This is a genomic window from Halohasta litorea, assembly GCF_024494645.1.
GTDB lineage: Archaea > Halobacteriota > Halobacteria > Halobacteriales > Haloferacaceae > Halohasta > Halohasta litorea.
The window spans coordinates 190,775-213,708 of the sequence record NZ_JANHDJ010000007.1; the positions used below are offsets into that span (position 1 = coordinate 190,775).

General features: G+C 63.7%; 21 protein-coding genes and 1 tRNA gene. 9 read left to right on the top strand and 13 right to left on the bottom strand.

The genetic code is table 11. The annotated features are described in order from the left end of the window. The first annotated feature begins 225 nt into the window (after positions 1-225). Complete coding sequence (locus tag NO877_RS16525) at positions 226-1,122, top strand: S26 family signal peptidase (protein ID WP_256397456.1); 897 nt, start codon at positions 226-228, stop codon at positions 1,120-1,122. Here NO877_RS16525 and NO877_RS16530 read toward each other — a convergent pair whose 3' ends face one another. Further along, complete coding sequence (locus tag NO877_RS16530) at positions 1,123-2,682, bottom strand: Cdc6/Cdc18 family protein (protein WP_256397457.1); 1,560 nt, start codon at positions 2,680-2,682, stop codon at positions 1,123-1,125. A gap of 1,163 nt (positions 2,683-3,845) precedes the next feature. Here NO877_RS16530 and NO877_RS16535 point away from each other — a divergent pair. The 4 genes from NO877_RS16535 (at position 3,846) to NO877_RS16550 (ending at position 6,946) form a co-directional block, all read left to right on the top strand. Next, positions 3,846-4,487: an Era-like GTP-binding protein gene (locus NO877_RS16535; RefSeq protein WP_256397458.1), complete on the top strand. Its 642-nt coding sequence runs from the start codon at positions 3,846-3,848 to the stop codon at positions 4,485-4,487. Beyond that, a complete protein-coding gene (locus tag NO877_RS16540) occupies positions 4,487-4,870 on the top strand; it encodes a DUF2073 domain-containing protein (protein ID WP_256397459.1) in 384 nt (127 codons plus the stop codon). The genes NO877_RS16535 and NO877_RS16540 overlap by 1 nt, the downstream gene beginning before the upstream one ends. Before the next feature lie 24 nt (positions 4,871-4,894). Beyond that, complete coding sequence (locus NO877_RS16545) at positions 4,895-5,566, top strand: Zn-ribbon domain-containing protein (protein WP_256397460.1); 672 nt, start codon at positions 4,895-4,897, stop codon at positions 5,564-5,566. Positions 5,567-5,767: 201 nt separating this feature from the next. Beyond that, a complete protein-coding gene (locus NO877_RS16550) occupies positions 5,768-6,946 on the top strand; it encodes an aspartate kinase (protein WP_256397461.1) in 1,179 nt (392 codons plus the stop codon). A gap of 24 nt (positions 6,947-6,970) precedes the next feature. Here NO877_RS16550 and NO877_RS16555 read toward each other — a convergent pair whose 3' ends face one another. The 9 genes from NO877_RS16555 to NO877_RS16595 all read right to left on the bottom strand — a co-directional run bounded on the left by NO877_RS16555 (position 6,971) and on the right by NO877_RS16595 (position 16,382). After that, positions 6,971-7,651 (bottom strand): metallophosphoesterase family protein, encoded by a 681-nt coding sequence (locus tag NO877_RS16555; RefSeq protein WP_256397462.1) that lies wholly within the window; start codon positions 7,649-7,651, stop codon positions 6,971-6,973. A gap of 118 nt (positions 7,652-7,769) precedes the next feature. Beyond that, positions 7,770-9,092 carry a glycoside hydrolase family 68 protein gene (locus NO877_RS16560; protein WP_256397463.1) on the bottom strand — a complete coding sequence of 441 codons (1,323 nt, stop codon included), beginning with the start codon at positions 9,090-9,092 and terminating at the stop codon, positions 7,770-7,772. Then, positions 9,089-10,048: a carbohydrate kinase family protein gene (locus NO877_RS16565; protein ID WP_256397464.1), complete on the bottom strand. Its 960-nt coding sequence runs from the start codon at positions 10,046-10,048 to the stop codon at positions 9,089-9,091. The genes NO877_RS16560 and NO877_RS16565 overlap by 4 nt, the downstream gene beginning before the upstream one ends. Beyond that, positions 10,041-11,222, bottom strand: a complete 1,182-nt coding sequence (locus tag NO877_RS16570) for an ABC transporter ATP-binding protein (RefSeq protein ID WP_256397466.1) — start codon at positions 11,220-11,222, stop codon at positions 10,041-10,043. The genes NO877_RS16565 and NO877_RS16570 overlap by 8 nt, the downstream gene beginning before the upstream one ends. Then, entirely contained in the window at positions 11,222-12,160 is a 939-nt protein-coding gene (locus NO877_RS16575; RefSeq protein ID WP_256397467.1) for a carbohydrate ABC transporter permease, read from the bottom strand. The genes NO877_RS16570 and NO877_RS16575 overlap by 1 nt, the downstream gene beginning before the upstream one ends. Further along, positions 12,157-13,149 carry a carbohydrate ABC transporter permease gene (locus NO877_RS16580; protein WP_256397468.1) on the bottom strand — a complete coding sequence of 331 codons (993 nt, stop codon included), beginning with the start codon at positions 13,147-13,149 and terminating at the stop codon, positions 12,157-12,159. Before NO877_RS16580 ends, NO877_RS16575 begins: the two co-directional genes overlap by 4 nt. Before the next feature lie 53 nt (positions 13,150-13,202). Continuing rightward, a complete protein-coding gene (locus tag NO877_RS16585) occupies positions 13,203-14,639 on the bottom strand; it encodes an extracellular solute-binding protein (RefSeq protein ID WP_256397469.1) in 1,437 nt (478 codons plus the stop codon). A gap of 133 nt (positions 14,640-14,772) precedes the next feature. Continuing rightward, positions 14,773-15,855 carry a TrmB family transcriptional regulator gene (locus tag NO877_RS16590; protein WP_256397470.1) on the bottom strand — a complete coding sequence of 361 codons (1,083 nt, stop codon included), beginning with the start codon at positions 15,853-15,855 and terminating at the stop codon, positions 14,773-14,775. 68 nt (positions 15,856-15,923) lie between these two features. Continuing rightward, positions 15,924-16,382 (bottom strand): universal stress protein, encoded by a 459-nt coding sequence (locus tag NO877_RS16595; RefSeq protein WP_256397471.1) that lies wholly within the window; start codon positions 16,380-16,382, stop codon positions 15,924-15,926. A 191-nt stretch (positions 16,383-16,573) separates the two neighbouring features. On the opposite strand from NO877_RS16595, the gene NO877_RS16600 reads away from it, so the two are divergent. Beyond that, positions 16,574-17,413 (top strand): phosphorylase family protein, encoded by an 840-nt coding sequence (locus tag NO877_RS16600; RefSeq protein WP_256397472.1) that lies wholly within the window; start codon positions 16,574-16,576, stop codon positions 17,411-17,413. A 5-nt stretch (positions 17,414-17,418) separates the two neighbouring features. Here the strand turns inward: NO877_RS16600 and NO877_RS16605 are convergent, their stop codons facing one another. Continuing rightward, positions 17,419-18,012 carry an IMP cyclohydrolase gene (locus tag NO877_RS16605; protein WP_256397473.1) on the bottom strand — a complete coding sequence of 198 codons (594 nt, stop codon included), beginning with the start codon at positions 18,010-18,012 and terminating at the stop codon, positions 17,419-17,421. Positions 18,013-18,150: 138 nt separating this feature from the next. On the opposite strand from NO877_RS16605, the gene NO877_RS16610 reads away from it, so the two are divergent. Then, positions 18,151-18,223 (top strand) — tRNA-Gln (locus NO877_RS16610). Between the two features lie 78 nt (positions 18,224-18,301). Here NO877_RS16610 and cgi121 read toward each other — a convergent pair. Beyond that, entirely contained in the window at positions 18,302-18,790 is a 489-nt protein-coding gene (gene cgi121, locus NO877_RS16615; protein WP_256397474.1) for a KEOPS complex subunit Cgi121, read from the bottom strand. Between the two features lie 14 nt (positions 18,791-18,804). Then, positions 18,805-21,234 (bottom strand): ATP-dependent DNA helicase, encoded by a 2,430-nt coding sequence (locus tag NO877_RS16620; RefSeq protein WP_256397475.1) that lies wholly within the window; start codon positions 21,232-21,234, stop codon positions 18,805-18,807. A 99-nt stretch (positions 21,235-21,333) separates the two neighbouring features. Here NO877_RS16620 and NO877_RS16625 point away from each other — a divergent pair, with 99 nt between their 5' ends. Together NO877_RS16625 and trpB are read left to right on the top strand one after the other, a co-directional pair. Then, positions 21,334-21,606: a hypothetical protein gene (locus NO877_RS16625; RefSeq protein WP_256397476.1), complete on the top strand. Its 273-nt coding sequence runs from the start codon at positions 21,334-21,336 to the stop codon at positions 21,604-21,606. Between the two features lie 124 nt (positions 21,607-21,730). Beyond that, positions 21,731-22,885, top strand: coding sequence for a tryptophan synthase subunit beta (gene trpB / locus NO877_RS16630; RefSeq protein ID WP_256397477.1), 1,155 nt, complete (start codon positions 21,731-21,733; stop codon positions 22,883-22,885). The last annotated feature ends 49 nt before the right edge of the window (positions 22,886-22,934 follow it).

A 22,934-nucleotide genomic window follows, 5' to 3' on the forward strand; every position in this document is an offset into this window, starting at 1 on the left:
AGCATGCCGAACGACCGTGGTTCTCGGGCTGCCGGACAGTATACAATACATACCGCTTTGGTAGATACAATACATACCGCTTTGGTAGAACGAGTAAATGATGGGTAACAGTGTGTAGGCCGTCACTATACGCGACAGAACGGGTGTCTCATCGAATGAAATCACGAGACGTAGTAGGGAAATCACCCAGAAGCTTCAAACACGGGCCAATCGAATGAGAGGGCAATGAGTCCAGGGGATCGTCGGCCACCGGACGACGAGGAGGCCGGAGGGCCGACGGCGGATCGAACGCCGTCTTCCGAGACCGACGAGACGGCTGCGAACGGCGATGATCGCCGGTCGACCGAGCGGCCTCATGCCGACGACACAGGCAAGCGTGATATCCCGCCGCGTGCGGGGTCGAGGGAGTCTGGGGAGTCCGGCTCGCTGTGGACACGGTTCCGCACAGCAGACGATGGACCGCTGTTGTTGCTTCGTGAGGTACTTCTCAGTGGCGGGATCGTGCTGCTGTTCGGGCTGTTGTTGTTCGGTGCCAGTGGCGTCTGGCCGCCGATGGTCGCGGTCGAAAGCGAGAGTATGGAGCCGAACATCAACCAGTACGATCTGATAATCGTCTCCGAGCCGGGACGGTTCGCACCCGAGATGGCCGACCGGACAGGTGTTGTGACGGCGAATTCGGTCGGTGAAACAAAACACGAATCGTTCAACCGCGCTGGGAGTGTGGTCGTCTACCAGAATCCGGAATCACTCGGACCCCCGATTATCCATCGGGCACACTTCTACGTCGAGGGTGGCGAAAACTGGTACGATCGGGCGAATCCGGAGTACATCGCCGCCGACAGCTGTTCGGAACTCGACCAGTGTCCGGCACCCCACGCGGGCTATATCACCAAGGGAGATAACAACGACAGCAACGCCCAGTACGATCAGGCCAACGGTATCGCACCGGTCGTCAAACCGGGGTGGGTCACTGGAATCGCACACCTCCGGATTCCACGGGTCGGCTACATCCGACTGGCACTGACCGGCGCGGCGAGTTTCGGGCCGCTGCTACCTGCTGGTGTCGGCGCTATCGGAGCCGGGACGGCGTATGCGATCGGTCGGCGCGAACTACTCGGCTAATCAGTCGTTGTCGAACCGTGCCTGGACGAACGGCTGGACGTTGTCGATATCGCCGAGCCGCGAGTCGGACAAGAGGACGGCTTCGGTCTCGTCGATCGGGACCGAGAGGTTCATTTCTTTCGTGCGGCCGTAGCGGCCTTTCGAGACGACGACCGCGTTGACGATGCCGAGCATATCGAGTTCACTGATGAGGTCGGTCACGCGACGCTGGGTGAGCACGTCGGCGTCGATCTCCTCACAGAGGCGTTTGTAGATGTTGAACACCTCGCCGGTGTTGATGTTATGAACCCCGTTCTTTTCGAGGAGAATAATCGAAAAGAGGACGATCTTGCTCTGGGTCGGCAGCGTGCGGACGACCTCGACGACCCGGTCGAGTTCGATCTTGTCCTGGGCCTGCCGGACGTGGGTCTCCTCGATGAGATCAGCTTGGCTTCGCTCGGCGAGTTCGCCCGCGGTCCGCAGGAGGTCGAGCGCCCGGCGGGCGTCGCCGTGTTCCTGGGCGGCAAATGCGGCGCATAGCGGAATCACATCCGAGGTAAGGGCCTCGGATTTGAACGCCACGTCCGCGCGGTGTTGGAGAATATCCCGGAGTTGGGTGGCGTCATAGGGCGGGAAGACGATCTCCTCCTCGCCCAGCGAGGATTTGACGCGGGGATCCAGGAAGTCAGTAAATTTGAGGTCGTTCGAGATCCCCATGATAGAGATCCTGGAGTTGGTGAGCTCGGAGTTCATCCGCGAGAGGTTATAGAGGGTGTCGTCGCCGCTTTTCTCGACGAGTTTGTCGATCTCGTCGAGCATGATGACGACCACGCGCTCGTGGTAGTCGACCGCTTCGAAAAACGTCGAGTATACCCGGTCGGTCGGCCATCCCGTCATCGGGACGGGGTCGAGCTCCGCGAGGTCGGCTTCGAGATCGTCGATCGCGGCGTCGACCGCCGCAACGTCGTCGTACTCCGCGGCCAGCGACCGGACTTCCTCGTCGGTGTCGTCGGAGTCGTTGGCGAGATCGGAGGGAGTGTCGGCCGACTGGAGGCGATCGCGGACCGCTTCGAGGTTCTCGATTTTCGACTCGATCCGGGCTTCGTTTTTGTCGATGAACTTGTTTGCGAGTTGGGCAAGCACCCGATACTGGGTGTCTGTGACCTCGCAGTTGATATATTCGACCTCGCAGGGAACGTCGTACTTCTGGGAGGTCGATTCGAGCTCCTGGCTGACGAACTTCGCGCTGGCGGTTTTCCCGGTCCCGGTTTTCCCGTAGATGAGGATGTTCGAGGGGGTGTCGCCGCGGAGCGCGGAGACTAGAATCGTCGCCATGCGGTTGATCTGGTCGTTGCGGTGGGGGAGCTCGTGGGGGGTGTAGGAGGGACGGAGGACCTCTTTGTTCTCGAAGATCGGCTCGCTGGCCAGCAGATCGTCGAACAGCCCCTGGCTCTCCTCGTTTTCGTCGAACATCGTATCGAAATCGAGGTTGGTCGAGGTGGCTGAGCGGTCTCTGGCGGCTGTCGAATCGTCGGCGTCGGCGGCGGAGTCCGGCTCCGAATCTGTGTTTTCCTTCGTCATACTACCCCCTCTGTTTCAGGTGGAACCTGTGGCACGTACCGCACCAAACCGACCGGAGGGACCGTAAGCGGGGTGTTCCGTTCGTGAGGGCGGCCGGGCCGTGTCCAGATGATGCAGACGAAGCAGAGGCACAGCGAGTACAAAAACGTTCTCCCTTTGGCTCGGATGCGTCGGGCTGTCGACTGTTGAGTCGGGATGTCGACCGTCCACCCTGTGTTTCGGATGGAGAAACACACATGGGGATGGAGAAACACACATGGGGATGGAGAAACACACATGGGAACTGTGCGCGCATAGTATCAATAAATCATGAAATAAATCGAGACAGAAACGAGGGTGGTACTATTATGGACACGACCAGAGGTGGTCGGTGAAGACAGCTGGAACAGTTGGTATGGTATCTCGGCACACGTCTGAGTATGTATAACACGGACTAGCCCCCCCCCCACCCCTTCGTTTCAATTGGAGACGCACGAGAGGGTGGGGTGGGTCGACAACTACTAGTTCGCAAGAGAAATCTTTATACTACTCTCGTAGAAACCTAACCCGTACTGCAGTAAACACAGTTCTCTAGTTGTTTTTATCTGTTGTATGAAAGAGAGACTAGTCTAGGAATTTTCTAGTCGACGATTTCGTCTCGTCCTGGAGCGGCCTCTGTAGCTGTTCCACCCGAAACGAAGGGGTGGGGGGCTAGGATACGTGAGGCTGTCGACCGCTTACGTGATAACCACTTGCGCGGCAGTTACTACCATGGGATAACTGCTTGACGACCACCTACCAATGAATTTACCGAGAAGAAGGCTCGATCAGTCACCGTCGACGACTTCCCACCGACTCTCGACAGCCGCTCAGCACAACCCCGTGAGTTCCATTATCACACCCCGTTCTGTCACCGTAACCTACCGAGTCTGGTCATCGTAACCCACTGACCCTTGTCACCGTATCCATTGAATTCTGTCACTAACGAATCGAGACAGTCGACTATTTCCAACAGTCAATTACAGTCGGTAAAACTCCTTGAACTGCCTAAAAACAGCCGGTAGCCACTCTAATACGGTGGGGCCCTCACCCCTGTCTGACGTAGTACTTAAGTGTGCCCGCGAGTCACGATATGGCAGACGCTCCTCTGTGCGCACGCGTAGCGGAGGGGTGGGGAGCTCATGATGGGTCTGCTCACAAACTTACGAGACAGTATTTCGCGGGTCACAGACCGGCTGTTCGCCTCCGAGGAGCCGAAGCGGATCGGCATCTACGGACCACCGAACGCCGGGAAGACGACCCTCGCGAACCGTATCGCACGCGACTGGACCGGCGACGCTATCGGTCCCGAAAGCCACGTTCCACACGAAACACGCCGGGCCCGACGCAAGGAGGACGTCTCCATCGAGCGCAACGGGAAATCGGTCTCCATCGACATCGTCGACACCCCCGGTGTCACCACGAAGGTCGACTACAAGGAGTTCCTGGACCACGACATGGAGAAGGACGACGCCATCCGTCGCTCCCGAGAGGCGACCGAGGGCGTCGCCGAGGCCATGCACTGGCTTCGGGAGGACGTCGACGGCGTGATCTACGTACTCGACTCCTCGACCGATCCCTTCACACAGGTCAACACGATGCTGATCGGGATCATCGAGAGCCGCGAGCTCCCCGTCCTGATCTTCGCCAACAAGACCGACCTCGAAGACTCGGACGTCCAGCGCGTTGCCGATGCCTTCCCCGACCACGAGACGGTCCCGCTGTCGGCTCTGGAGGGCAACAACATGGACGAAGTATACGACAAGATCGCGGAGTACTTCGGATAATGCCCGAAACAACCAACTCCGACAACGGCGTCCAGATCGACCTCATCAGCGGCTCGCGGATGGCCGGGCTCCGGAGCATGGAGAAGATCCGGCTCATCCTCGATGGGGTCCGGGAGGGCAACATCGTCATCCTCGAAGAGGGACTCTCACCGGACGAGGAGTCGAAACTCATCGAGGTCACCATGACCGAGATCAGCCCCGACGACTTCTCGGGGATCGAAATCGAGAGCTACCCACGCGCCGAGACCGCCGACCAGAGCTTCCTGGACAAACTCATGGGCCGGGAATCCACGAAGAAACTCACTGTCATCGGTCCGGCCAACCAGATCGAGACGCTCCACAAGGACGAACAGCTCATCAGCGCGCTGGTCTCCCGGAAATAACGCCATGACACCAACTATCCACTGATGCCCCACCAGTGTACCAACTGCGGCCACACCTTCCCCGACGGCTCCAAGGAGATGCTGTCGGGCTGTCCGGACTGCGGCGGCAACAAGTTCCAGTTCAGACCCGCAGGCTCCAACGCCGACTCCGTCGCCGACGACGCTGCCGACACCACTGCGTCCTCGAAAGCCGACGCGTCGACTGGAGAATCGGTCACGATCGACCCTGAGACGCCGTCTGCCGGGCGTCAGACATCTCCACCGGAAACGGAGGGGGTTGGCGACGGCGAGGTCGCCCAGAACGACGGGGCCGAATCGCCCGCCCAGTCGACCGCCCGCTCCGACGTCGTCTCTTCGTCGGAGATCACTGCCGCTGGCTCGATGGGCCCACAGTCGACCGCCGACGAGCAGTCGCCCACCGACCAGCCCGCCCCGACCGACCAGCCCGCCCCGACCGACACACCCGAACCCGACGCCGAAGCGACGGCCGACACGCCGGATGACCCCACCGAGGAGTCCAACCTCGACGAACTCAGAAAGGAACTCAACAACCAGTTCGAATCCATCCGCATCGTGAGCCCCGGCCAGTACGAACTGAACCTGATGGAGCTCTACGACCGCGACGAGTACATCATCTCGCTCCGTGAGGACGGCCGGTACGTCATCGAAGTCCCCGACGGGTGGGGCGATTCCTGACTTCGAACTGATTTTTCAGGCCCAAAATCCGTCGACTGTTTGCTACCCCTATTTAAGCACTCGACGACGTTTCGGTTCTGCGATGCTTCCGGAAGTGAACAACGTTATGCAGCACCCCATGCTATGACCGTCCATGTTTACCACGGACACGGAAGCCTGCGGCTGTTGCAGTGACGTATCGATCCTTCGGGGGGTCGCCTGATGCGCCTCGTCGCCAAGTTCGGCGGGACGAGCCTCGGCAGCGGCGACCGGATCAACCGCGCGGCGGACTCGATCGCCGCCGCCGTCGACGCGGGCCACCAGATCGCGGTCGTCGCCAGCGCGATGGGCTCGACGACCGATGAACTGCTCGACGAGATCAACTTCGAGGCCTCGGATGCCGACCGCGCCGAGATCGTCTCGATGGGCGAACGTACCAGCGTCCGGATGCTGAAGGCCGCACTCTCCGCGCGCGGCGTCGACGCCCTGTTTCTCGAACCCGGTAGCGACGAGTGGCCGATCATCACCAACGATCTCGGCGAGGTCGACGCCGAGTCGACCAAACGCCGTGCCGCGGAACTCGCGGGGGACCTCGACGGCGTCGTCCCGGTCATCACGGGCTTTCTCGCACAGAACGAAGACGGCGAGATCACCACGCTGGGCCGCGGTGGGAGCGATACGACTGCCGTTATGCTGGGCAACTACATGAACGCCGACGAGGTCGTCATTGTCACCGACGTCGAGGGCGTCATGACCGGCGACCCACGCGTCGTCGAGGGCGCGCGCAACGTCGGCCGGATTTCGGTCGACGAACTCCGGAACCTCTCGTTCCGCGGCGCTGAGGTCGTCGCGCCGAGCGCGCTCTCCTACAAGGACGAACACCTCGGCGTGCGGGTCGTCCACTACCAGCACGGCGACCTGCTTACGGGCGGCACCCAGATCGAAGGGGAGTTCCAGAACCTCATCGATATGCAGGAAGAGCCGCTGGCCTGTCTGACGGTCGCCGGACGGGCGATCCGCAACAGCCCCGGCATCCTCGCGGATCTCTCACAATCGCTGCGGTCCGCCGATATCAACATCGATGCGGTCGCCAGCGGGATGGACTCGATCACGTTCTACATCAACGAGGCTCGCGCGGAGAAGGCCGAAGCCGTCCTCCACGAGGAGGTCGTCAGCGGCACGACGCTGTCGAGTGTAACCGTTGAGGACGGCGTCGCCGTCATCCGTGTCACCGGCGGCGAGCTCCCGAACCGGCCGGGGGTCGTCCAGGAGATCCTCACGCCGATCGCCGACGCCGGGATCAACCTCCAGGACGTCATCACCAGCGCCACATCCGTCGCGCTGTTCGTCGACTGGGACGACCGCGAGGACACCCTCGAAATCGTCCAGGACCACGTCTGAGCTGGATTTTCCGTATTTAACCCACTAGTTTCCGGATTGCAGCCGCGTCCCGATCGACTTCGGCAAACCGGCGGCCTCGACGGCCTCGATCACGCGGTCGATGTCGTACTCGACCCGCTGCAGGTCGACCGTCGGCGCGCTGTCTTCGTCGTCCACGTCGAGTTCGACCACCGCGAACGCCGCCCGCCGGTCGCCGTCGCGTGGCTGGCCGACGCTGCCTGGATTCAGGACGACCCCGTCGCCGAACTGTCGCGAGTCCTGGACGTGCGTATGGCCCATGATGACCACCTCGACCCCCTCGCCGAGCATCGACGCCGAGAACTCCCGCGGGTAGGTGTAGCGGTCGGGATCGTCGGGGTGGCCGTGGACCACGTGAATCCGCCCGTCGGCGACGAACTGCTCGGTCGGCAGCGACCGGAGCCACTCCATGTCAGCGTCGCCCAACTGCTCGCGGGCGTACCGGACTCCGGCTTTCGCCATCGAATTGAACCGCTCACCGCCGTCGAAGGCGACCGCCCGGTCGTGGTTCCCCCGCACGGTCACCGCGCCCAACTCACGCACCCGGTCGATACACGCGGCGGGCCATGGGTTGTAGCCCACCACGTCGCCCGCACAGAGCAGCCGGTCGACGGCTGGCATTGCCTCGCACACTGTCTCGAAGGCGGGTAGATTACCGTGAATATCCGAAATGATACCGAAGCGCATACCATCGCTTCGGTCGAGGGACAAAAATCCGTTTGGGAGCAGTAGGCGTTTTCAGGGAGCGGTAGGCGTTTTCAAAAGGAGTGTGGTGATCGGCGGTCGCGTAGTGGTGGTCGCTCGCCTACCAGAACGGACCGTCCTCCCGCCGCGAGGCCGTCCGGGTCAACCCCGGCTCGGGATCGAGTTCCCCGGCCGGAAGGCTCCAGTCCTCATCAAGCGGCGGCAGCGTCTCGGCCTCGCTCGGGATCGCCCAGTGGTCGAGCGTCCCGTGAATCCACGTCTCCTCGCCGTCGACGGCCAGCCGAAGCGTCGGCGTCAGCGTCCCGGCAAACCGTTTTCGCTGCTCTGGCCCCGACAGCGCCGCGAGCTCGCCGATCGTGACCCCCTCGAAGTCGGGATAGTTGCAAAAGCCACTCACGAGCAGCTCCTCGCCGTGGCCGATCGCCAGCCACGAGTAGGCTTGGAACGGCGCGCTCGCCGGGTTCGTCACAACTAACCCCGACTCGTTCAGCGGCCGATACTCGCCGTCCAGCGAGTCGGCAACGAACCCGTAGAGGGCGTCGTATCCCGAGAGTCCGGGCGCGAAGGTGTCGACGTGGCTGGAGACAAAGAGGTAGTAGCGACCCTCGCGGTGGACGATATGAGGCCGTTCGATCTCCTGGTTCACACAGACGCTATCGAAGATCGGCGGCCGGAACTCCCACTCCAAGGGATCGCCCGACGGCGAGACCGCCAGGCCGACACAGCCGTTAAACGCCTGCTGATCGGTGTCACCGCCGCAGTCGTCGGCCGCCGGGGGCGTATTCGACTCGAAGACGAGGTGTGTCCGGCCGGTCTCGGGGTCCTCGAAGAACCACGGATCACGGAACGTGTAGGTCATCTCGCCCGACTGGGCCTGCGTTTCGTACCACTCGCCGTCGGGCTCCAGGAGGACCTCGTGGCTCCACGGCCCCTCGATCGTCAACTCGCCGTCGTCCGTCTCAAGGGTCCCGCCGTGGCCGACGGCGAGCCGCTGGGTGTAGGTCAGCTCCTCGGTGTCGGCGTCACCCGCGGCCGTATAAAAGAAATACAGATCGCCGTCGTCGTACAGCGCCGAGCCCGCCCACTGCCGGGTACCGAGGGCGTCGTCGCCGAAGACGGGCCCGCGGTCGGTCCACTCTCGGCCGTCGCGCGAGACGAAATACCGGTGTTCGGCGATGTCGTGGCGCTCGCCCGGCGTCACGTCGGCCGGAGCCGTCAGCGAGATCAGCACCTGCCAGCCGTCGACGGTGGCGATCTCGCCGCTCCGGGTGCGGAGTGGCCATGTATCCCAGACGTGGTGATCCGGTGCCGGATCGCTCTCCGGCAGTCCGGCCGGGGGTGCGACCGTCCCCTCGGTTCGCTCGATCCGGTCGGCCCGCGCGCGGCTCCACCGGCTCCACTGGCCGGCGTTCGTCTCTCTCATTGCTCCTCCATCAGCCGGTCGACGGCCGCTCGATCGGGCAGCGCGGTCATCGCCCCGCCCTCGGTTGTGGCGAGCGCGGCGACGGCGTTGGCCAAGGCGAGCGTCTCGCTCGGCTCGCGGCCTTCGACGAGAGCCGCAATCGCGCCCGCGAGGAACGCGTCGCCAGCGCCGGTGGTGTCGACGGCGTCGATCTCGTAGCCCGCGTGGTGCCACTCGCCGTCTCCCCACGCCGACTCGCTTCCGGCGACCGCTCGTGCGCCCGCCGTCCCCTCCGTGAGCAGGACGATCTCCGGGCCTTTTTGAAGGAGTCGCTCGGCGAACCCGCCGCCGCCCGCGTCGATTGCGGTCGGCTCGAAGTCCTCGTGGGTCGCTTTGAGCACGTCGGTCCGCCGCAACATCCGTTCGAGCGTTAGGGTCATATCGTCGGATTCGGCCCACAGCTCCGGCCGGGTGTTGGGATCGAAGACGATCCGACAGCCCGCCGTCTGGGCTCGCTCGACCAGCTCGAAGGTCGCCGACCGTGAGGGTTCGGCCGACAGCGTGACGCCGCCGACGACCAGCCAGTCGACCGCCGACAGCGTCGCGGTGTCGACCACGTCGGTCTGCAGGACGGTATCGGCGGTCCGCTCGCGGTAGAAACTGAACTCCCGGTCGGCGTCGTCGCCGTGGCTGACAAACGCCAGCGCCGTCGAGTTGTCGACGCGGGTGACGAACTCCTCGGGGAGTCCCTCGCTTGTAAGGCGGTTTGCGAGGAACTCGCCGAACGGGTCGGTCGACAGGGTCGTACACAGCCACGGCGTCTCCTCCAAGCGGGCCAGCCCCACCGCGACGTTCGCGGGCGCACCGCCCGCCCGCCGGTCGAACGTCTCGACCCCTGCAAGGGGCCCTGTCGAATCGGGAATGAAATCGACCAACATCTCACCGGCGACCAGTACCGATGGCTGGGATTCAGTCATCGGCACTGGCTGGGGTGTCCTCAGTTGCGTCGACGCCTGCCGGTTCGGCGAGCCCGTGGGCGATCGCCACCTCGCTGTCGGCATCGAACAGGTGGAGGTTCGATTTGTCGAGGGCCACCGACAGCGGTTGGTCCTCGCCGATGTCGGCGGCGGGGCCGACGCTCATCAGGAGCTGTCCGGCCGCATCGGGGTCCTCCATGTCGACGGTCGCCGACTGATCGGTGACGAGGTAGACGAAGATCTCCTTGCCCATTGGCTCGGTGACGTCGGTGTAGGTGTCGATGGAGTCGGTCACGTCGCCGGTCGCGGTCTCGGTCGGCAGGACGTGTTCGGGCCGTACGCCGAGGACGACCTGCTGGCCGACCGTGGCGTCGACCGCACTGGGGTCGAACTCGACGTCGATGTAGCCCGCATCCGCCTCGAAGCCGTCGTCCGTGATCTCGCCCTCGATGAAGTTCATCGCGGGCGAGCCGATGAAGCCCGCCACGAAGAGATTGGCTGGCTCGTTGTAGCACTCCAGGGGCGGCGCGAACTGCTGGAGATCACCGTCGTTGATGACGGCGATCCGGTCGGACATCGTCATCGCCTGTGCCTGATCGTGGGTGACGTAGACGATGGTGGTGTCGAGTTCGTCGTGAATCCGCTGGAGCTGGGTCCGCATGTGAACCCGCAACTCGGCGTCGAGGTTCGCCAGCGGCTCGTCCATCAGGAACGCATCGGGTTGCCGGACGATGGCGCGGGCGATGGCGACGCGCTGTCGCTGCCCGCCGGACATCTCGCTGGGCATCCGGTCCAACATTCCGTTGAGCTGGACCGTCTCGGCGGCCTTCTCGACGCGCTTGTCGATCTCCTCCTTCTCGAACTTGCGGAGCTGCAGCCCGAAGGAGATGTTGTCGTAGACGTCCTTGTGTGGGAACAGCGCGATGTTCTGGAACACCATCGCGATCCCCCGATCCTTTGGCGGAAGTTTCGTCACGTCCCGGTCGCCGATCGAGACCGTCCCCGAGGTGGGTTTGGTGAGTCCCGCGATCGTTTCGATCGTTGTCGACTTCCCACAGCCCGAGGGGCCGACGAGCGTGACGAACTCGCCGTCCTGGATGTCGAGGTTGAGGTCTTCGATTGCGATGTCGTTGCCGTACTCCTTTCTGATGTGTTCGAGTTCGATGGTTGCCATTATTCTTTCAGTGCTCCGGAGGTGAGTCCGCTGACGATTTTCTCCTGGGCGATGACGACGAGTGTCGCCACCGGCAGGACCGCGACGATGCTGGCTGCTGCCATCAGGTCGTACCGGACCTGGAACTGCGACCGGTAGGAGATGATCCCATCGACGATGGGAGCCCAGTCTTGGGCGGCCGCGCCGGTCATGAGGAACGAGAAGAAGAACTCGTTGTAGACGGCGATAAAGGTCAGTATCCCTGCGGTCGCCACGCCGGGCGCCGACAGCGGGATGATGACCCGAAAGAGTGCGCCGAGCCGGGTAGTGCCCTCGATGCGGGCTGCGTCTTCGAGCCCGTCGGGAATCTGGCCGTAGAAGGTCGTCAGGATGAATATCGCAAGCGGGAGAAACACCGCGCTCAGCGGGATGACGACGCCGCCGGGCGTGCTGTACAGTTCCGGTGGTGTGATTCCCAGGAAGCTGATCTGCTGATTGAACAGCTGGAACAGCGGGATGAAAAAGGCCGCCGGTGGGAAGAAACTGATCACCAGGACGCCCAACATCATTGGCCGCTTGCCGCGGAACTGGAGCCGACCGAAGGCATACCCCGCGAGGCTGGCGACGAGCAGCACGAAAACCGTCGTCAGCGTCGCGAACACGAGGCTGTTGAACATATAGAGGTGGAACGGCACCTGCTGGAAGATCTCGATAAACGAGCTGGGATCGAAGCCGGTCGGCAGGAGACCGACCCCCTCGCTGACGCGACTGCCATCCGAAAAGGCGATCATCGTGAGCCAGTAGAGCGGGAACAGCGTGGTAAACAGGAAGAAAATCGCCACGGTGGCGAACATCGCCCGGTAGACCTTCTTCGGGTTTTTGATCGCGCTGTCGACCCAGTTGGTGAACGGTCCCTGTTCCTCGTCGCTGCTTCCTGCCGGTTGCGTGTCGTGACTCATTGGTAACTCCCCCTCGAACTGAACTTCAGGGCGAGGAGATAGACGCTGATCGCGATGCCGATGACGATGGCTGTGATGAACGCCACCGTCGCCGCCGAGGCGTAGGCCTGCGTCGAGCCGAACATGGTGTCGACGACGAGACAGGACAGCGACGGCACGGTGCCACAGCCAGCGCCGGAGGCCTCGATGATCCCGTAGACGCGCATGGCGTCGATGGTTCGGAACAACATCGCCACGAGCAGCGCCGGGAGAATGAGCGGCAGCGTAATGTGGCGGAACCGCTGCCACGGCGAGGCCCCGGCGACCTCCGCCACGTCGTAGAGGCTTTTATCAATACTTTGCATCCCCGCGAGGATGAGCAGCGCCATGAACGCCGAGGTCTTCCAGATGTCGGCGACAGTCGTGATTATAAAGGCGTCAGTGCTGTCGGTCAGCGGGTTCGCCCCGAAGATCCCCATCGACTGCAGCGGCCCCGAAAGGAAGCCGACTGAGGGATTGAAGAGGAGATAAAACAGCATCCCCTGGATGACGATCGGGATCGCCCACGGGAGGATGATCGCGACCCGCACCCAGCGCCGACCGCGGTACTCCTTGGCCATGATGTAGGCCTGGCCGAAGCCGATCAGGGTCTCGAAGACGACGCTGATCACCGCAAACGCAATGGTGACAAGCAGCGCCTGGCGGAAAAACGGTGTCCCGCCGGTGAGGTCAATGAGGGGCCGAGCCAGCAGCGAGTTCTGATTGGTGAGGACGTCGATGTAGTTCTGGAGGCCGACGAAGTCGCCGACTTTGGCCGCGCCGAACAGATCGTCCTCGAACAGCGAGAGCTTGAACGTCCGCCACAGCGGCCAGAAGGCGATGACCGCGAGCACCAGGAACGCCGGGATCAACAGCAGATACGCGTAGGCCTCCTCGCTGAGGTTTTCCATCCACGCAAGCCCGCGTTTGATCGGGTTCCGGCTCCTGGATGGCTGTTGGTCAGTCGCCATCGCTACCTCCGGGTATATGATTGGTGTACATGGGTGTAGCCTGAGTTCCGTTTCTACAGGTCTTCCAGTTCGGACAGTGATGTCGAGAGGTCGCCCATTGCCTCCGAGGGTGTCTTGTTACCCTGGAAGGCGTCGTTGACCTCTTGGTGGACCTGTTGGGACTGCTGTGGCCACACCGGGGTGACGGGCCGGGAGACGGCGCTGTCGCCAGCGATGGCGAGCGTCTCGGAGTAGTCGCCGAAGGCCGGATGGTCGCCCGCCAGACTCTCGACGAGGTCCGGCTGGTGGGGCAAGAATCCAGGACCGTCGAGGACGGCCGCCTGGACTTCCTCGGAGTGGACCGCCCGGAGGACTTCGAGGGTTTCGGCCATGTCGTTGGTGTGGGGGTTGACACCCAGCAGCCAGCCACCCTGTGCGGCGACCGTGCCGCCGAGGCCCTCGGCGTCGACCTCGCTTTCGGCCCGGCCGTAGGGCATCGGCATCACGCCGAGTTCCTCGCCGTCGGTGAACTGCTCGTCACCCTCGGCCATGCCGATGGTGTAGGTCCAGTTACGCATCGCCACCGCGTTGGAGTCGCCGACGAACGCGCCGTCGGTGTCGGGTTCGGACCAGCCGAAGACCTCCTCGGGGGCACACTGGGTGATGTCCTGGCTCGACTCGCCGTCGCCGTAGACCATGTCGCGGGCGACGTTGATCGACTCGATGACCGCCTCGTCTTCGACCGTCACGGGTCGGTCCCCGACCGGGCCGAACAGGGTGTCGGTGCCGCCGAAGTAGGCCCCGCCGTAGGTCGACATCAGTTCGCTGAACGAACAGCAGGCGAGCCCGGCGTAGCTGTCGGCCTGCCAGACGTAGCCGTAGTCGACGTCGGAGTTGGCGTGGACCTCGGCGACGGCCGCGCTCCACTCCTCCCAGGATGGCGGATCGGTCGCCCAGGTATCGAAGTCGCTGTCGGTGTAGCCCGCATCCCGGAACAGGTCCTTGCGGTACTGCATCGTCGGGTAGTCCGGGAAGAAGGGGAGTGCCCACATATCGCCGGTTTCGGGGTTGCTCGCCGTCTGGACGAGCATATCGAAACTGTCGGATTTGACCTCCTCGATGAACGAGCTGTCCATTTCTGCTTCGAGATTGACGATATCGCCCCGCGAGATGAACGGGATCGTCCAGCCGTTGTCCATCATCATGATGTCGGGGCTCGACTGCTCGGCGTCGAGCGTGCTGACGAAGGCCTCCGACCGGGAGTCGGTGTCTTCCGGTCCGGCCGTGATTTCGATGTCGATCTCCTCGGAGACCCCGGCGTCGTAGAACGCCTGGACGTCGAGGTTCTGTGCGAGGTTCTGGTTGCCGGAGATGACGACCGCGTCGCTGCCACTGTCGCCGTAGCAGCCCGCAATCGAGGCCATCCCGGCGACCCCCGTCGCCTGGACGAACCGCCGTCGTGTTAGTGAGCCTGTGCGTGAGTGTCGGTTCCCCGTCGACTGATCTGCCATTACAAACTGTGATATATCATGGTAGATGATAAGCGTAAAGATAGTACAATGGCTGTTGTAAATAGTTCAGTGACATCTGTGGGCGTGGGGCGACCGACCGCGAGAGGGATGTATCGCCTGAGTCCGACCGGCCTCACCGATCGAATTCGACCGGTCGGTCGGCGGCTTCGAGGACGATTCGTGTGGCCTCGATGTCTTCGATAACCGCTCCCCAGCCGCCGACGCTCAGTTCCTCCTCCCCGGTGTCGACGTAGAGCGTCGCCTGTCCGGCCACGCGGTAGGGCATCTCGGCCCCCGAAATCCCGGTGGCGTGTTCGGTGCCGGTGACGGTGCCCGTAACCGACACGGGCTGGCCGGTCTGGACGTTGTGGCCCTCGACGCTGACCGCGAGGCTGTCGCCCGCCTCGACGAGCGGGCCGATGTCACCGACCAGCCGTCGGATGTCGACGTACTCGATCGGCGGGCTGGTGTTCCGCTCCGAGTAGATCGTCTCGCAGTGTTCCCACAGGCAGGTCATGAAATACCAGTGGAAGACGTAGCTGTGGGTCTGATCGTTGACCAACACGCCGTACTGGTCGATGGTCTCGGGGTGATGGGAGAAGCAGGTTTTCTGTCGATCGATCAGGGCGACAAACGGGGCAGGGAGACGGCGGTGGCGGACCTCCTTGCAGATCCCCTCGAAGCGCTCGGCCGATGGCGGGGCCTCGTCGGCCTCAGTGTGGACCGAGATGTGAATGGCGACCCCTCGGTCGTGGGCCTCCTGGAGGGCGTCTTCGAGCTGGTCGATGTCCGCGGGTGTCGCCGAGAGATGGACCTGATTCTCTGACCCCCGGATGAACTGCTCGGCGCGGTCGACCACCGTCTGGAACCGCTTGACGATGCTGGCCTTGTTGCTTTTTAATTCCGGTTGTTCCCACCGTGTTTCGACCTCGGCGGCGGCGGCCTCGAACTGGCTGGCGCGCTCCCGGAGGTCCTCCAGGACGTCGGTCGGGTCGTGGGCCCGAGCCTGCAGAGTACCCTGTTCGTACGTTTCGGCGTAGCCGCGATCCGCCAGCGACCGGAGCACGTCGTAGATACGGGGGCCGGGAATCCCGCTTTCGTCGGCGATCTCGGTCGCCGAGGCCGTCCCGAGATCCAGCAGGGTGACATAGACCTGCGCCTCGTACGGCGAGAGGCCTGCCTCCTCCAAGACGTCGACGAACGTTTCAGTCTCCATTACTGGTCGAATACCACCAACAACCGTAAAGAATTCGCCGCGTGGCTGGCCGACGCGGCCGCGCTATCTTATTCGGTGCGGACGAACGTGACCGGACAGTCGGCGGTGAGCATGAGCGTCTGTGCGGTGGACCCGAAGACGGCCTTGCCTGCCGGTGTTCGGCCCCGTCCGCCGATGATCGCGAGATCGGCCTCGACTTCCGCTGCGAGCTCGGCGAGTCGGTCGCCGTCGTCGCTGCCGTCGCCGAGCCGAGCGTGGACCGTCGAGGTGACGCCCGCCTCCGACAGCCTCTTTTCGAACTCCCTGATATTGGCGTTTCGCTTGGCGACCACACTGGGTGTCACTTCGCCGTCGGGATCGAACTGGAGCCGCTCGCGAGCATCCTCGTAGGCTTTCTCCGAGAAAACGTGACTCAGTACCACCGTGGCCTCTGCCGGACCGGCGATATCGATGGCGGTCTCGGCGAGCTCGTCGATCGCCTCGTCTTCATCGGTATCGACCGCTACGAGGACGGTATCGAGACTCATCGATTCCTCCCTGCTGCCCGGTTGTTCGGTGCCCTTTCGACCGGTCGTGTGTCGCTACTCGTCGTATCCATACTCGCCCTACACACTCCTGACTGAAATATTTACTGGAATCTGAGTAAATATTTCGACATCTGTCATGTTCTACACAGCAGGTGCGAAAGCGGCTTTTCGCTCCCCGGCGGATCTACGATATGACGCTCCATCCGGCTGTCGTGGTGTTTCCAGCGTTCTCCGAGGCGGAGTACACCGGCGAGGCAAGCGAGGTCGCGCCGTGGCTCGACCGCTACGTCTTCGACCACGAGCTCGATGTCGCTGGCGTCGATCACCCGATCTACCACGCGACCGACGCCCGCCTGACCCTCGCGCCGACCGGCATCGGTAAAAGCGCCGCGGCCACGACCGTCAGTGCGCTCGCGGCGGGCAATGATATCGCCCTCGACGACGCTACCCTCATCACGGTCGGTATCGCTGGCTGTCGACCCGCCGCCGGAACGCTCGGCTCCGTCTTCGTCGCCGACCGCGTGGTCGACTGGGACATCAAACTCCGGATCGGCGACACCACCGACCGGATGCAGTGGCTCACCGAGGAGTACGTCTGGGACCTCGACGATTCGCTCGCCGACCGCGCACTGGCGGCCGCTCGTGACGTGCGGCTGGCCGACAGCGACCGTGCCCGAGAAATCCGCCAGCGGTACGACGACGCTCGCAGTCCCACAGTTGGGGTCGGTACGACCGTCTGCGGCGACGAGGTCTACCACGGCGAGGCCACCGCCGCACAGGTCGATGCGCTTTGTGCGTCCTACGGTATCGAGGCGTTCGCGACAACGCAGATGGAAGACGCCGGAACGGCGACCGCCTTAGAGCGGTTCGGGCTGCTCGATCAGTATATCAGTATTCGCGCAGCCGCGAACTTCGACCGCGAACCCCCGGGTGGCGATCCGACCGAGAGCATCGACGACGACGTCTTCGATCTCGGCATCGAGAACGCGATTCGGGTGGGAAAATCGGTCGTCGACGATCTTACGGCCTGAAATCGCTACTCGCCGTTTTCGATCGCGTACGTCGTGCCGTCGGCGTCGACGGTCACCCCGGCCGCACAGACCGCGTGTTCGTAGTCAGCCTCGTAGAGTTCTGCCGCAGCACCGGCGGCATCCGACGCTGCAAGTTCGTAGGCCGCCGGGCTGTTCTCCTCGTAGGTCGCAACGAGGGTCGGCTCGGTGACCCGTTTGACGAGCAGTGCATCGTGGCGGACGGTACCGATATACGCCTCGTCGGCGTCGACGACGCCAGCGATCCGGGGCGTGTTGTAGTCGTCCTTCTCGTAGTCGAGTGCGAGCAGGCTCGCGGCGAGTGCGTCCCGCGGCGGGTAGCCCAGGTCGAGTTTCTCCGCGATCGGGTCGACGTGCGAGCCGTTACCGACGACGGCGACCTCGCCCTCCGTGGCCGGGCCGTCGACCGTTCGCACGCAGTTGTAGCCGACGTAGGGGTTGTCCGTCTCGGGGGCCTCAGGAGTCGGGCCGACGGTCAGGGTGCCCTCTCGATCGGTGATCTGTCGGTTCGGGAACGACCGGGAAGAGACGCGATAGGCTCCGAGCCCCGGTCCGACGACGATGAAGCGGCCGATGTACATACAGGCGAGTGGCTCGCTGGCGACCTAATAGGTGCTGATTCGGTTACCCTGTGTGCTGTCGACCCGTGGGTCGGCGACACAGTCGACTCCCGAACCGACACGGTTTTGTAAACTCACCCGCTTCAATCGAGTGCGCACAGTTCCATGGGGTAGTGGCCAATCCTGTTGCCTTCTGGGGGCAACGACCCAGGTTCGAATCCTGGTGGAACTATTCTCCGCTTCGCTTTTATTCATCGATTCTAACAGCTCTCCAGCCGAAACGAGGGGGTTCCGGTTGGTGGCACAACCGCTACCCTTCGACCGCCAGCAGCGCGACGCGTTCCAGGACGATCGCTTCGAGATCGCCGTCGACGACAGCCAACTCCGCGTCCTCGATGTCGAAAAAGTCGGTTAGCGTCTCCCTGTCGCCCCACTGGACCGACTCCGTCGACGCCAGCAGCCCTTCGACGGCCGTGACCGCTGCGGCCTCGTCGCCGCCATCCACGACGCCGACGACCGCCATCGATCCCTCGCCGACCCCGGTTTCGAGTGCCCGATTGATCTGCCGTCGCCCCGCCGCGTACAGTAGGAGTTCGACCGCAGGCTCGCGGGCGATCGTCGTCCCGCGCTCTCCGGCTCGGCCCGCCAACTCGGCGGCCCGCCGGAGGTGCCGCTCCCCGGCGACGTAGTCGGCGTCGAACAGCTGAACTGTCGAGCCGGTCTCCTCGCTAATTTGGCCGATTTCATTTAAAAACCTATCCAGATCGTCGATCTCGGCCCGCCCGTCGACGAGCTTCATTTATATATCCTCCATCAGAAATCACCCAAGCTCGACTGCCCGTCGTCGGTTCCGTTGTCTGATTCCGGCTCCCCACTCCCGCCACGCGCAACCGCGGCCGTCTCCGTTTCGACTGCTTCGACGTCCTCCAGAGAGGGGTCCTCCCGGCCGACGTTCTCCAGGATCGTCTCGGCAGTCTTCTGTCGACCCCGCAGTGCGCCAAGCACGACCCCTTTGTCGGCCTCCCGAAGGTCCGCCCGGCTCTCGATCCCGGCCTCGAACAGCCGCCGGGCGCGCTTCCGGCCGACGTTCCGCACGCCCGCCAGATCGATCAGCTCCTCGCGGACGCCGTACTCGATCCGCTTTTTCGCCTCGCGGACAGCGACCCTCGACGACAGCTCCAGGGTCCCGGCCAGCTGCTCGGCCGCCCCCAACAGCCACTCGGCGGTCTCGACTTTCCCGCGGATGTCGCCCGGCCCGACACCATACCGCTCGGTGATCCGGTCTTCGTCGACCTCGCTGGCCCAGTCGTCAAGCAGTTTGGCCGTCTTGAGTGCCGAGAGCCACTCCTCGAAGGCCACGTCCTCGTACTCCGACGGAACACGACCCAGAAACTCCGCTTCGTGTTCGTAACAGAGCTCGGTGTACGTTTCGCGGTCCCCCGATTTCAGGTAGAGATCGTACATATCGGGCGTCCGGCTCACGAGATGATAGAGCCCCAGCGGTGTCGGCCGCGCCGGTGGCTGAGAGTCGTCGACCGGCTCCGTCTCCGACTCAGAACCGTCTTCGGCGTCCGTCTGCAGCTCACTCGCCGAGACGAACCCCTCGGGCTCGGCCTCTTCATCGGCCGCCGGTCGCTCGCGTTGGCCCTCGCTGGTCGCCGCCTCCTCGCCACGATTCTGTTCGGCGTACTGTAAGCCGTCGACGATCTCGGCGGCGCTCATCGGATCGAGATACAGCCGTGAGACCGTATGCCCGATATTGGTCGCTCGAATCGTGCCGTCCTCGCGTTCGATGAAGTCGTTGGCCTCCAGATACGCCAGCACGGAGTCGGTCACGCTCTCCAACCGCCCGTCGTCGCCGGTCTGGGTGGCGTACAGTGTGGCCTCCAGGAACTCCAACAATCCCTCGCGGCTGTTGGCAAAGCCCGACGAAATCGTTGCCAGCAGGTGGGTCCGCAGGGCGGGCTCGGCGGCCAGCTTCGACCGCACAGCCTCGGGGTCGGCCCAGATGTAGCGTTCGAACAGTTCGTCCATCGTGTCGGCGTCCTTCGAGAGCAGCACCGCTTCGCCGTAGGGATCGAGTCCGGGTCGACCGGCGCGACCGCACATCTGGTGGATCTCCAGGACATCCAGCGGTTTCATCCCGCCGAACTCCCCATCATACCGTCGCCAGTCGCGGACGATCACGCGCCTGCTGGGCGTGTTGACGCCCGCCGCCAGCGTCGGCGTCGCACAGATCACCTTCAGCAGGCGGTCCCGAAAGGCGTCCTCGACGAGGCTGCGGTGCTCGCTGGCCAGCCCGGCGTGGTGGAACGCCGCGCCGTTTTCGATGCAGTCGGCCAGGTCGTCGCTCGTCTCGGTGTCGGAGACGCCACGGATCTCCTCGGCGAGGTCCTGGAGGTCGGCTTTCTCGTCGCTGTCGAGCCGACGTTCGACTACGCCGCCCTGCCGTTTGGCCGCGGACTCGGCGTTTCGCCGGGAGTTGACGAATACGAGCGTCGAGCCGCCCTCATCGAGGGTGTCGCCGACCAGCGCCTCGGTCTGCCGCTGGCTTCCCTCGACGGGCACCTCGCGTTGGCTGCCGTCGTCGAAGTTGATCGCGTTGCCGAAGTGGACGCCCATCCGGAGGTCGATGGGTCGCCACTCCGAGTGGACGAGTTCGGCATCGAGCCAGTCGGCGACTTCGTCGGCGTTGCCGACGGTCGCCGACAGGGCGACGACCTGCAAGCCCGGATTGATCTGCCGGAGTTTGGCGAGAGTAACTTCGAGCGTCGGCCCCCGATTGCGGTCGTCGACGAGATGCACTTCGTCGGCCACAACGCAGGAGAGCTGATCGATCCAGCCCGCGTTGTTCCGGACCAGCGAGTCGACCTTTTCACTCGTGGCGACGATGATATCCCGACTTGCCAGCCACTCGCCGCTGGACTCGTAGTTGCCGGTCGAGACGCCCACCGAGATCCCGTGGTCCTCCCACCGCTCGAACTCGGTTTTCTTTTCGCTGGCCAGTGCTCGCAGCGGGACGATATAGAGGGCCTTCCCGCCGCGTTGAACCGCCGACAGCATCGCAAGCTCGGCGATCAGCGTCTTGCCGCTGGCGGTCGGCACCGAGGCCACGAGACTCTCGCCGTCGGTGAGTCCCGCCTCGACGGCCTCGGCCTGCGGCGGATACAGCTCCTCGATGCCCTCGCCCGCGAGCTGGTCGTCGACCCCCGGCGGCAGTCCGGGGATCTCGGCTGGCTTCATTGGACTCCCTTGACCGCTGTTGGGGTTTAAATTTCCGGAGACCGACGCCCGCCAGAACATAATAGAAAAAATTATAGTATTGTTCTTTGACATTCTGACATGGACCGCGCGAAGCTCGCCGTCTACCTCGTCGGGCTGTTCGGTCTGGTCACGATCGGCCAGGCCGCCGGGCTCGCGTCGATGGCTGGCTTCAAGCCACAGCTCTCGGTGTTTTTCGGCAGCGGACTCGCAATGAGTGGCGTTGCTGTCTGGACCCTCAACAAGGGGTGTTACGAGGAGTTCGACCTGTTCCGCCGCCGGGAGCTGGCGTTCTGGGCGGTCACTGTCGGCGTCCTCGGCTACATCGCCGTTGTCCCACTGCAGTTCGTCTAAGCGGTAATTCTTCCGGCCGACCACTCTGTCGTCTCCCGGTTCCGGTTCTCACGCCCGGCCCGGTTTCGATCCTTCATGGCTGATAATAATAAAAGCTATATTTACACCCAACTGTCTTTGTTCCATGTCCGGTGAATTTGAAGAATTCGGTGGTCGACACGTTCCCGAAGCACTAGAGGAGCCGCTCGCCCAACTCGCGGAGGCGTTTGATACTGTCGTCCCCAGCGAGGAGTTCCAGGAGGAGTTCCAATACTACCTCAAGCACTACGGCGGTCGGCCGACGCCCGTCTTCTACGCCGACACGCTCTCGGAGATCTACGGCGCGGAGATCTACTTCAAACACGAGGATCTGCTCCACGGCGGGGCCCACAAGCTCAACAACGCCCTCGGGCAGGCGCTGCTGGCCAAACACGCAGGCAAGGAGCGCCTCATCGCCGAGACTGGCGCGGGCCAACACGGCACCGCGACCGCGATGGTTGGCGCGCTGCTGGACTTGCCCGTGACGGTCTATATGGGCACCAAAGACATCGGTCGACAGGAGATGAACGTCTTCCGGATGCGGCTGATGGGAGCCGAAGTCGAACCGGTCACTCGCGGCAACAAGGGCCTCGCGGAGGCCGTCGACGCCGCCCTCGAAGACTTCGCCCAGAACATGGAGGAGACCCACTACCTCGTGGGGAGCGCGGTCGGCCCCGACCCCTTCCCGCGGATGGTCCGGGAGTTCCAGTCGGTGATCGGCACGGAGGCCCGCGAGCAGATCCAGGAGCTCCACGGCGAGCTCCCCGACGCCTGTGTCGCCTGTGTCGGCGGCGGCTCGAACGCCATCGGGCTGTTCAGCGCCTTCCTCGACGACGATGTGGCGCTCTACGGCGCGGAACCCGGCGGGACCGACGACACCCACCACTCCGCGCCGCTCTCTAAGTCGAAACAGGAGGAGCCCCAGATCTTCCAGGGGATGAAGACCCAGGTCATCGACGACGACACCGAGAATCATTCGGTCTCCGCGGGTCTGGACTACCCCGCCGTGGGCCCGGAACACGCCGCCCTTCAGTCGCTCGGCCGGGCGGAGTACCACGCGATCACCGACGAGGAGGCCCTCGACGCGTTCCAGGAACTCAGTCAGGCCGAGGGGATCATTCCGGCCCTCGAACCGAGCCACGCGATCGCGCTGGCGAAGAAACTCGCACACGAAGACCGCCACGACACGATTCTCGTGAACCTCTGTGGGCGCGGTGACAAGGATATGCAGACCGCCGCCGAGCACTTCGACCTCTCCTGAGGCTGTCGACGGATCGCCGACTGGCCCATCGGGAGGGGCGCTGTCGACT

Excerpts from the sequence above, each read along its gene's own strand:
- NO877_RS16525 (WP_256397456.1), top strand. The coding sequence starts at position 226 with ATGAGTCCAGGGGATCGTCGGCCACCGGACGACGAGGAGGCCGGAGGG.
- NO877_RS16530 (WP_256397457.1), bottom strand. The coding sequence starts at position 2,682 with ATGACGAAGGAAAACACAGATTCGGAGCCGGACTCCGCCGCCGACGCC.
- NO877_RS16535 (WP_256397458.1), top strand. The coding sequence starts at position 3,846 with ATGGGTCTGCTCACAAACTTACGAGACAGTATTTCGCGGGTCACAGAC.
- NO877_RS16540 (WP_256397459.1), top strand. The coding sequence starts at position 4,487 with ATGCCCGAAACAACCAACTCCGACAACGGCGTCCAGATCGACCTCATC.
- NO877_RS16545 (WP_256397460.1), top strand. The coding sequence starts at position 4,895 with ATGCCCCACCAGTGTACCAACTGCGGCCACACCTTCCCCGACGGCTCC.
- NO877_RS16550 (WP_256397461.1), top strand. The coding sequence starts at position 5,768 with ATGCGCCTCGTCGCCAAGTTCGGCGGGACGAGCCTCGGCAGCGGCGAC.
- NO877_RS16555 (WP_256397462.1), bottom strand. The coding sequence starts at position 7,651 with ATGCGCTTCGGTATCATTTCGGATATTCACGGTAATCTACCCGCCTTC.
- NO877_RS16560 (WP_256397463.1), bottom strand. The coding sequence starts at position 9,092 with ATGAGAGAGACGAACGCCGGCCAGTGGAGCCGGTGGAGCCGCGCGCGG.
- NO877_RS16565 (WP_256397464.1), bottom strand. The coding sequence starts at position 10,048 with ATGACTGAATCCCAGCCATCGGTACTGGTCGCCGGTGAGATGTTGGTC.
- NO877_RS16570 (WP_256397466.1), bottom strand. The coding sequence starts at position 11,222 with ATGGCAACCATCGAACTCGAACACATCAGAAAGGAGTACGGCAACGAC.
- NO877_RS16575 (WP_256397467.1), bottom strand. The coding sequence starts at position 12,160 with ATGAGTCACGACACGCAACCGGCAGGAAGCAGCGACGAGGAACAGGGA.
- NO877_RS16580 (WP_256397468.1), bottom strand. The coding sequence starts at position 13,149 with ATGGCGACTGACCAACAGCCATCCAGGAGCCGGAACCCGATCAAACGC.
- NO877_RS16585 (WP_256397469.1), bottom strand. The coding sequence starts at position 14,639 with ATGGCAGATCAGTCGACGGGGAACCGACACTCACGCACAGGCTCACTA.
- NO877_RS16590 (WP_256397470.1), bottom strand. The coding sequence starts at position 15,855 with ATGGAGACTGAAACGTTCGTCGACGTCTTGGAGGAGGCAGGCCTCTCG.
- NO877_RS16595 (WP_256397471.1), bottom strand. The coding sequence starts at position 16,382 with ATGAGTCTCGATACCGTCCTCGTAGCGGTCGATACCGATGAAGACGAG.
- NO877_RS16600 (WP_256397472.1), top strand. The coding sequence starts at position 16,574 with ATGACGCTCCATCCGGCTGTCGTGGTGTTTCCAGCGTTCTCCGAGGCG.
- NO877_RS16605 (WP_256397473.1), bottom strand. The coding sequence starts at position 18,012 with ATGTACATCGGCCGCTTCATCGTCGTCGGACCGGGGCTCGGAGCCTAT.
- cgi121 (WP_256397474.1), bottom strand. The coding sequence starts at position 18,790 with ATGAAGCTCGTCGACGGGCGGGCCGAGATCGACGATCTGGATAGGTTT.
- NO877_RS16620 (WP_256397475.1), bottom strand. The coding sequence starts at position 21,234 with ATGAAGCCAGCCGAGATCCCCGGACTGCCGCCGGGGGTCGACGACCAG.
- NO877_RS16625 (WP_256397476.1), top strand. The coding sequence starts at position 21,334 with ATGGACCGCGCGAAGCTCGCCGTCTACCTCGTCGGGCTGTTCGGTCTG.
- trpB (WP_256397477.1), top strand. The coding sequence starts at position 21,731 with ATGTCCGGTGAATTTGAAGAATTCGGTGGTCGACACGTTCCCGAAGCA.